This is a genomic window from Dyella sp., from assembly GCF_036568765.1.
Classification (GTDB): Bacteria; Pseudomonadota; Gammaproteobacteria; order Xanthomonadales; family Rhodanobacteraceae; genus GSA-30.
Genome location: NZ_DATCRY010000014.1, coordinates 1 through 8,856, shown reverse-complemented (window position 1 = coordinate 8,856; position 8,856 = coordinate 1). Strand labels below are relative to the sequence as shown.

The 8,856-nt window shown below is 64.0% G+C and carries 9 protein-coding genes; 5 read left to right on the top strand and 4 right to left on the bottom strand.

What is annotated here, in order from left to right:
- The 4 genes from VIM98_RS00830 to VIM98_RS00815 form a co-directional block, all read right to left on the bottom strand.
- The coding region (locus VIM98_RS00830; protein ID WP_331991189.1) for a DUF389 domain-containing protein at positions 1–606 on the bottom strand (606 nt) is incomplete at its 3' end.
- A gap of 202 nt (positions 607–808) precedes the next feature.
- The gene (locus VIM98_RS00825) at positions 809–2,857 is read right to left on the bottom strand and encodes a sodium-translocating pyrophosphatase (RefSeq protein WP_331991188.1); all 2,049 of its coding nucleotides are present in this window, start codon (positions 2,855–2,857) and stop codon (positions 809–811) included.
- A gap of 156 nt (positions 2,858–3,013) precedes the next feature.
- Positions 3,014–3,472, bottom strand: coding sequence for an RcnB family protein (locus VIM98_RS00820; protein ID WP_331991187.1), 459 nt, complete (start codon positions 3,470–3,472; stop codon positions 3,014–3,016).
- Between the two features lie 273 nt (positions 3,473–3,745).
- Positions 3,746–5,017, bottom strand: a complete 1,272-nt coding sequence (locus VIM98_RS00815) for a 6-phosphofructokinase (RefSeq protein WP_331991186.1) — start codon at positions 5,015–5,017, stop codon at positions 3,746–3,748.
- Between the two features lie 205 nt (positions 5,018–5,222).
- On the opposite strand from VIM98_RS00815, the gene VIM98_RS00810 reads away from it, so the two are divergent.
- From VIM98_RS00810 to VIM98_RS00790, 5 genes are all read left to right on the top strand, one after another.
- Positions 5,223–5,807, top strand: a complete 585-nt coding sequence (locus VIM98_RS00810; protein WP_331991185.1) for an adenylate kinase — start codon at positions 5,223–5,225, stop codon at positions 5,805–5,807.
- A gap of 80 nt (positions 5,808–5,887) precedes the next feature.
- Entirely contained in the window at positions 5,888–7,243 is a 1,356-nt protein-coding gene (gene mpl / locus VIM98_RS00805) for a UDP-N-acetylmuramate:L-alanyl-gamma-D-glutamyl-meso-diaminopimelate ligase (RefSeq protein WP_331991184.1), read from the top strand.
- Positions 7,244–7,257: 14 nt separating this feature from the next.
- Positions 7,258–7,860 carry an LON peptidase substrate-binding domain-containing protein gene (locus VIM98_RS00800; protein ID WP_331991183.1) on the top strand — a complete coding sequence of 201 codons (603 nt, stop codon included), beginning with the start codon at positions 7,258–7,260 and terminating at the stop codon, positions 7,858–7,860.
- Positions 7,861–7,909: 49 nt separating this feature from the next.
- Positions 7,910–8,731 (top strand): NAD(P)-dependent oxidoreductase, encoded by an 822-nt coding sequence (locus VIM98_RS00795; protein ID WP_331991182.1) that lies wholly within the window; start codon positions 7,910–7,912, stop codon positions 8,729–8,731.
- Between the two features lie 3 nt (positions 8,732–8,734).
- A partial coding sequence (locus VIM98_RS00790; protein WP_331991190.1) for a VOC family protein occupies positions 8,735–8,856 on the top strand: 122 nt, incomplete at its 3' end.

Below are 8,856 nucleotides of genomic sequence, written 5' to 3'. Positions count from 1 at the left end.
CAGCAAGGTCGCGCTGAGTGCGATGGTGACCAGGTTGGTGGTAAACAACAGCAAGGCGCCCTTGGCGATGCTCCACTGCGCTATGGCGATGCCGAAGCCGACCACCGCCATGGGGGGCATCAGCGCGGTGGCGATGGCCACGCCGACAATCGCGCCACCGCGATTGCGGATCATTGCGTAGGCGCCTGCCAGGCCCGATAGCGTCGCTGCGATCATGTCGAACAGGTTGGGTGTGGTGCGCGCGAGGATCTCCGGCGTAGGTGTACGCAGCGGCGACAACCAGACGGTCAGGATCGCCACCGCCAGGGCCAGCGCCATGCCGGCGACCAGGGTGCCCAGTGCGCGAAACACGCGGGACAGGTCCAGCGTCGCCAGCCCCAGTCCCAGGCGCACGATCGGCCCCATCAGCGGCGAAACCAGCATCGCGCCGATGATTACCGAGACCGAGTTGCACAGCAGGCCGATCGTGGCGATGCCCGACGCCATCGCGCTCATGAACATGTAGCTGCCTTGCAGTCGGCCGTCCTGATCGATCGCGCTAGCTACCTCCGCGCGGTCGACCATGGCCACTTGCTGCCGCAACCATTGACGGATCGTCGTGAACATAGATCGCCTCACCAATGCATAAGAAAACCTGTAAAGCCAGGCATGACGTGCATTGCCGGCATCCTTGCCGCCGCGAGGGACGCTGCGGGGTGTTGCGCGCCAAAAACTCCAGTAAGGACGCGGGGCGCATTATGTCCTAAGCGCAAAAAAGAAAAAGCCCCGGCGGACCGGGGCTTATGAACAGTCGATGGCAGCCGCCCGCTTACAGCAGTGGGATCAGCAGCAGGGCGACGATGTTGATGATTTTGATCAGTGGGTTCACCGCCGGGCCCGCGGTGTCCTTATAGGGATCGCCGACGGTATCGCCCGTAACGGCGGCCTTGTGCGCATCCGAACCCTTGCCGCCATGATGGCCGTCTTCGATGTACTTCTTGGCGTTGTCCCAGGCGCCACCGCCGGTGGTCATCGAAATGGCCACGAACAGGCCGGTGACGATGGTGCCGATCAGCACGCCGCCCAGGGCTTGCGCGCCGGCCTCGGCGCCGCCCAGCCATTTGAAGCCGAATACCACCACGACGGGCACCAGCACCGGCAGCAGCGAAGGCACCAGCATTTCCTTGATCGCCGAGCGGGTGAGCATATCCACCGCGCGCGAGTAGTCGGGCTTGGTCGTTCCTTCCATGATGCCGCCGATTTCGCGGAACTGACGGCGAACCTCTTCGACCACCGAACCGGCTGCGCGGCCGACCGCTTCCATCGCCATCGCCCCGAACAGGTACGGGATCAGGCCACCGATCAGCAGGCCGATGATCACGTAGTGGTTCGACAGGTCGAAGCGGAAGTCGGCGACGTTGAGGTGCTGGGTCAGGTTATGCGTGTAGTCGGCAAACAGCACCAGTGCGGCCAATCCCGCCGAACCGATCGCATAACCCTTGGTCACCGCCTTGGTGGTGTTGCCGACCGCGTCGAGCGGATCGGTGACACCGCGCACTTCGGCCGGAAGCTCGGCCATCTCGGCGATGCCGCCGGCGTTGTCGGTGATCGGGCCATAGGCATCCAGCGCTACCACCATGCCGGTCATGCTCAGCATCGCGGTCGCGGCGATGGCAATGCCGTACAAACCGGCCAACGTATATGAACCCCAGATGGCCGCGCACACCGCAAGCACCGGTAGCGCGGTCGATTTCATCGACACGCCGATGCCGGCGATGATGTTGGTCGCGTGGCCGGTGGTGGACGACTGCGCGACATGGCGCACCGGGCCGTATTCCGTTGCGGTGTAGTACTCGGTGATCACCACCATCGCACCGGTCAGCACCAGGCCGATCAGGCCGCAGCCGTAAAGATGGCCCACGCCATAGGACGACTGGCTCATCAGTTGCGAAGTGATCGGCCAGAACGCGATCGCCGCCAGGATCGCCGACACCGCCACGCCTGCGTACAGCGCGTTCATGATCTTCGGCCCGCGCGCCTTGACGAAGAACGTGCCGATCACCGAGGCGATGATCGAAGCTCCGCCCAGCAGCAGCGGATACATCACGCCCCATTCGCCGGTCTGTTCGGCCAATACGCCGCCCAGCAACATGGTGGCGATCAAGGTCACCGCGTACGTTTCGAACAAGTCGGCCGCCATGCCGGCGCAATCGCCCACATTGTCGCCCACGTTGTCTGCGATCACCGCCGGATTACGCGGATCGTCCTCCGGAATGCCCGCTTCCACCTTGCCGACCAGATCGGCGCCGACGTCGGCACCCTTGGTGAAAATGCCACCGCCCAGGCGGGCGAAGATCGAGATCAGCGAGGCACCGAAGGCCAGGCCGACCAGTGCGTGCAGCGCGTGCATACCTTCATAGCCCAGATGACGCAGCACGGCGTAGTAGCCGGCCACACCCAGCAAGCCCAGGCCGACCACCAGCATGCCGGTGATCGCGCCGCCGCGAAAAGCGACGTTGAGGGCGGCGGCCAGACCGCCGCGTGCCGCCTCGGCGGTGCGCACGTTGGCGCGGACCGAGACATTCATGCCGATATAGCCGGTCGCTCCCGACAGGATCGCACCCACCGCAAACCCGATGGCCGTGCCCCAGTCCAGGGCGAAACCGATGATGAGGAAGAGCACGACACCGACGCCGCCGATGGTGGCGTACTGACGATTGAGGTAAGCGCGGGCACCTTCCTGGATCGCCGCGGCGATCTCCTGCATGCGCTCATTACCTGGCGACTTGGCCAGAATCCAGCGCACGGATAACGCACCATACAAGATCGCAACCACCGCACACGCCAGCACGATCCACAAGCCATACTGCTGCAGCATCGGAGCCTCCCACTCGTGTTGTGTGCCGCCCCGGACGGGACGGTTCAGCCGGAGTATAGGCAGACGCAGCGCCCAGAAGTGTTGTGCGGCGCAACGCATGGCAAAAAAAGCGGCGCACATGGCGCCGCTTTCCATCAGGAACGATGGCCAGCGAGATCACTGCGTGGCGATGTCCAGAATCACGCCGGTAGCGATCGCGACCAGCAGGAAGTCGTCGTCGGCGCGCACCCAGCGGTAGCCATAAGGCGGTTGGCGCAGGTGGTAGTAGTTCCAGTTGTCAACGTAGTAGCGCGGGCCGCCATAGCGGTGGCCGCGGACCCAGTGACCGCCGTAGTACGGCGCAGGCCGGTAGTAGCGCGGCGCCGGACGGTAGTAATCGTGCCGGTAATAACCGCCGTAGTAACCGCGGTGATTGTCGTAGCGATGATCGTAGCGACGGTCGTAATGGCGGTCATCGCCGCGATGGTCGTAGTGACGATTGTCATGGCGATCGTCACGATGGTCGTAGCCCTGCCGTCCGCGATCGTGATCGCGATGATCCTGCGGTGCTGCGACGGCGGCACCTGCGGCAAACAGCATGGCAGTAGCAACAAGCAGGCGCTGGATGGTGTTCATGGCAGACCTCCACATTCGTCGCCCCGAAAGATTGGCGACAGGCAGCGTCATCGTAGAAATGTGCGCCTGAACGCGAAGTCGTACGAAAAGGGGTATGCCAGGAGCGATTTTGCTGCCGGTCATGAAAACGTTTTTGGGCGTTAAGCTGACGATGAGAGAGGTAGCGGGGCACAAGTTCGTCGCTTATGGCCGGTTTCAAACAGGCTGCGTTCGTGTTGCTTTTAACCAGTCTCGATGCGTATCCAGGCGCCCCGCTACCCGTTTCCCAATGCTTTAGATCTCGAACGCCGGTAACTTCTTCGCCACCATCGTGTTTTGCAGGGTGGCATAGCGCGGCAAGCCATCCTTGCCGTACGGCGGCGGCAGTTCGCCCTGGATCAGCGGCGCAAGGTAGCGGCGCGCGGCGGCGGTAATGCCGAAGCCATCGCGGGTCATGAAATTTCGCGGCATTTTCTTCTCGTGATTGGCGATCTTGCTCAGCGGCGCCGGCTCGATCTTCCAGCGATACGGTGCGTCGCTGGAGCGCACGATCACCGGCATCACCGCGTTCTTGCCGGCCAGCGCGTAGTCCACTGCGGCCTTGCCGACCGCATAGGCCTGTTCGGCGTCGGTCTTGGAGGCCAGATGGCGGGCCGAACGTTGCAGGTAGTCCGGCAGCGCCCAGTGATATTTGTAACCGAGCTTTTCTTTGACCAGTGCGGCCAGCACGGGAGCGACACCGCCGAGCTGGCTGTGACCGAACGCGTCACGCGTACCGGCCTCGGCCAGGAACTGCCCGGCCGCATTGCGGATGCCCTCGGAGGCCACTACGGTGCACCAGCCCACTCGCTGCACCGTCGCCTTGACCTTGGCCAGGAATGCCGCTTCGTCGAACACGTTCTCGGGGAACAGGATCACGTGCGGTGGCGCGTCGGCACCTTCGCCTGCCAGGCCCGCGGCAGCGGCGATCCAGCCGGCATGACGGCCCATCACTTCCAGGATGAACACCTTGGTCGACGTATCCGCCATCGAGGCCACGTCCAGACTAGCTTCCAGCGTGGAGACCGCGATGTACTTGGCCACCGAGCCGAAGCCCGGGCAGCAATCGGTCATCGCCAGATCGTTGTCGACGGTCTTGGGCACGCCGATACAGCGAATGTCGTAACCCATCGCCTTGCCGAGCTGGGAAATCTTCAATGCCGTGTCGGCCGAATCGTTGCCGCCGTTGTAGAGGAACCAGCGGATATCGTGTGCACGCAGTACCTCGATCAACCGCTCGTACTCGGCGCGATGGGTCTCCAGCGACTTGAGCTTGTAGCGGCACGAGCCGAAGGCGCCGCCCGGGGTATGGCGCAAGGCGGCGATGGTCGCCTTGCTCTCCTTGGAGGTGTCGATCAGTTCCTCGCGCAACGCGCCCAGGATGCCGTTATGTGCCGCATAAACCTTCACGCCGTGGGTGCGGGCAGCCTCGATCACGCCGGCAGCGCTGGCATTGATCACCGAAGTCACGCCACCGGATTGGGCGTAGAGCAGCTTGCCGGAAGCGGGGCGAGGGGCGGTTTTCATGAATAGAGCTCCTGCTGACGTAATCGGGAGGCCACACTGTAACCTGACGCGGACCTGGCTTAACCCTTAGCGGTCAGTCACTTGGCACGATTGGCCGCGACTAGCCGTTTGACGTTACCGGTTGCAGAAGTTAACGTGACCGCTGGTTTTCTTTCTATATCCACCCGTGCGCGCGCTGCGCGCCTCTAGGGATTCGTGGAGCACTATGCGACTTGTCCTACTCGGTCCGCCCGGCTCGGGCAAAGGTACCCAGGCTGCCCGGCTGAAGGTTGAACTCGGCGTGCCGCATATCTCGACCGGCGACATGCTGCGTGCCGCCGTCGCTGCGGGTACGCCGACCGGCCTGAAGGCCAAAGCCGTGATGGACGCCGGCAAACTGGTCTCCGACGACATCCTGCTGGCGATGCTCGAGGAGCGTCTGTCGCAGGACGATGTGAAGAACGGCTTCATCCTGGATGGTTATCCGCGCAATCTGGCCCAGGCCGATGCGCTCGATCACCTGCTGGCCAAGATCGGCCAACCGCTCGATGCGGTCGTCAAGCTGGAAGTCCCCAGCCAGGCCATCATCGATCGCGTGAAGATCCGCTTCGAGGCCGAGCATCGCAAGGACGACAATCCCGACGTCGTGCGCGATCGCCTGCAGATCTATGCGCAGGAAACCGCACCCGTCGCCGACTTCTTCGCCCGTCGAGGCAAGCTGCAGGTGGTCGATGGCGTGGGGCAGCTCGACGAAGTGACGGCACGTGTGCGTCATGCGCTCAACCGCGAATCGGTAACCGCCAACGGCTGATCCGTCGCGCCGGGCCGCCGCAAGGCGGCCCGCTCGTTTTGGACGTCCTTGACGCCCTTTCATCAGGTAAACGATTCGACATGCGTCTGCACATCCTTGGCATCTGCGGCACCTTCATGGGCGGCGTGGCCGCGCTGGCGCGTGAGCTGGGCGAGCAGGTGGAAGGCTCCGATGCCAACGTCTACCCGCCGATGAGCACCCAGCTCGAAGCGTTGGGCATCGCGCTGATGCAGGGCTACAGCGACGAGCACCTGAAGCCCGCGCCGGATCTCGTGGTCGTCGGAAATGCGATGTCGCGCGGCAATCCCGCGGTCGAGTACATGCTGAACGAGCAACTGCGCTACATTTCCGGCCCTCAGTGGCTCGGTGAAACCGTACTGCCGGGGCGCGACGTGCTGGCGGTCGCCGGTACGCACGGCAAGACCACGACCACCAGCCTACTGGCGCATCTGCTGCAAAGCGCAGGTTTGGCACCGGGATTTCTGATCGGAGGCGTGCCGGGCAATTTCGCGGTGTCGGCGCGGTTGGGGCAGGGCAAGCCCTTCGTGATCGAAGCGGACGAATACGACTCGGCCTTCTTCGACAAGCGCTCGAAGTTCGTGCACTACCGTCCGCGCATCGCCATCCTCAACAATCTCGAATACGACCACGCCGACATCTTTCCCGACGTCGCCGCGATCCAGCGCCAGTTCCATCACCTGGTGCGTACCGTGCCAGGTAACGGCCGGCTCATCGTCAACGCACACGATGCCTACCTGGCCGAAGTGCTGACCATGGGTTGCTGGACACCGGTGGAAACCTTCGGTATCGGTCAGGGCGATTGGCGCGCCGAACTGATCGCCGCCGACGGTTCGTCCTTTGCCGTATATCGCAGCGATGCGCTGCTGGGCGAGGTGCACTGGTCGCTGCTCGGCCGCCACAGCGTGATGAATGCGCTGGCGGCACTGGCCGCGGCCAGTGCGGCGGGCGCCGACCCGCGCGCGCTGCTGCCGGCATTCGCCACCTTCGAAAGCGTCAAGCGACGCATGGAAGTCGTGGGCGAGGTGGGCGGCGTGCGCGTGTACGACGATTTCGCGCACCACCCTACCGCGATCGCCACGACGCTCGCCGGGCTGCGCGCGAGCGTCGGCCAGTCGCGCATCCTGGTGGCGCTGGAGCCACGTTCCAACTCGATGCGTCTGGGCGCGCATGCCGAAGCGCTCGCTCCCTCCCTGGCCGACGCCGATGCCGTCGTATTCCTGCATCGGCCCGGACTGCCGTGGGATGCCCAACGGGTAACCGCCGCGCTCGATGGCCGTGGCACGACCGTACCTACGGTAGATGCATTGATTGCCTCCCTGCGTGCGCAAGCGCGTCCTGGCGATCATGTCGTCTTCATGTCCAACGGCGGTTTCGAAGCGGCGCCGCGTCGATTCGTCCAGGCCTTGTCGAGCTGAGTACACTCCCACGCATGGCCGCTTCCGCTCCCATGCTCGATATGCCGCTGTTTCCGCTCGGTGCCGTGCTCTATCCCGGTGGCCACCTGCAACTGCGCATCTTCGAGCCTCGTTACCTGGACATGGTGCGCGAGTGTTCGCGTACCGATAGCGGTTTCGGCGTCTGTTTGATCCTCGACGGACAGGAGGCCGGCGCGCCCGCCACGCCCGCGGCAGTCGGTACACTGGCGCGCATTACCGATTTTCACAATCGCGAGGACGGGCTGCTCGGGATCGTTGCCGAAGGCGGTACGCGGTTTCGCGTGCGCCGCACACGAATTCGCGCCGACGGACTGGTGCGCGGCGACGTGGAACTGTGGCCGGATGAGCCCACCCAATCGGTGCCCGTCGAGCTGGCCTTGTTGCCGACCATCCTGGAGCGGTTGATCGATGCCATGGGGCCGCATTGGCGTCCTGGCTCGCGTGCGTTCTACGACGACGCCAGCTGGGTCGGTTTTCGCCTTGCCGAACTGCTGCCGTTGGAACTGGAGGAGCACCAGCGCATGCTTGAGCTGGTCGACCCGTTGCAGCGGCTGGCCGATTTGCGCGATATCCTGCCTCGCTTCCAGAAAGACTGAACGCGAACGGATTAAACTCCAGCTTCATTCTTTATGAAACGGAGCGTGCATGGGATCGCTGGCCGGCAAGACCTTGTTCATCACCGGTGCCTCGCGCGGCATTGGCCTGGCTATCGCCCTGCGTGCCGCGCGCGATGGCGCGCAGATCGTCATCGCCGCCAAGAGCAGCGTGCCCAATCCGAAGTTGCCAGGCACCATTCATAGCGCGGCCGAGCAAGTGATTGCCGCAGGGGGCAAGGCGCTGGCGATCAAGTGCGATATTCGCGAAGAGGACGAAGTGCGCGCCGCCGTCGATGCCGCGGTCCAGACGTTCGGCGGTATCGACATCCTGATCAACAACGCCAGCGCGATCTGGTTGGCCGGCGCGCTGGATACGCCGGTGAAGCGCTTCGATCTCATGCAGCAGGTCAATGCACGCGGCAGTTTCCTCTGTGCTCAAGCCTGCTTGCCGCATCTGCTGCGCTCGGCCAACCCGCATATCCTGACCCTGGCGCCGCCGCCCTCGCTGGACCCGAAATGGTGGGCGCCGCATACCGGCTATACGCTGGCCAAAATGGGCATGAGCTTCGTGACGCTCGGTCTGGCCGGCGAGTTTGGTCCGCGCGGGGTGGCGGTCAATGCCTTATGGCCGCGTACTATCGTAGCGACGGATGCGCTCAACATGATTCCCGGCGTGCCGCTCGAACGTTGCCGCAAGCCGGAGATTGTCGCCGATGCGGCGCACGCGGTGCTCACGCGCGCCGCTGCCGGTTTCACCGGACGGTTCCTGATCGATGAAGACGTGCTGCGCGAGGAAGGCATCGCCGATTTCGCGCCCTATGCCGTCGACCCGACCCAACCCCTCTTGCCTGACCTGTTTCTGGACGCATAGCAAATGAAATACCTGCACACCATGATCCGAGTTCGCGACATCGACGCCAGCCTGCGTTTCTTCTGTGAAGGCCTGGGTCTCAAGGAGAACCGCCGCATGGAAAACGCCGCGGGCAAGTTCACCTT

Coding starts and splice junctions, on each gene's coding strand:
- VIM98_RS00825 (WP_331991188.1), bottom strand. CDS start 2,857: ATGCTGCAGCAGTATGGCTTGTGGATCGTGCTGGCGTGTGCGGTGGTT.
- VIM98_RS00820 (WP_331991187.1), bottom strand. CDS start 3,472: ATGAACACCATCCAGCGCCTGCTTGTTGCTACTGCCATGCTGTTTGCC.
- VIM98_RS00815 (WP_331991186.1), bottom strand. CDS start 5,017: ATGAAAACCGCCCCTCGCCCCGCTTCCGGCAAGCTGCTCTACGCCCAA.
- VIM98_RS00810 (WP_331991185.1), top strand. CDS start 5,223: ATGCGACTTGTCCTACTCGGTCCGCCCGGCTCGGGCAAAGGTACCCAG.
- mpl (WP_331991184.1), top strand. CDS start 5,888: ATGCGTCTGCACATCCTTGGCATCTGCGGCACCTTCATGGGCGGCGTG.
- VIM98_RS00800 (WP_331991183.1), top strand. CDS start 7,258: ATGGCCGCTTCCGCTCCCATGCTCGATATGCCGCTGTTTCCGCTCGGT.
- VIM98_RS00795 (WP_331991182.1), top strand. CDS start 7,910: ATGGGATCGCTGGCCGGCAAGACCTTGTTCATCACCGGTGCCTCGCGC.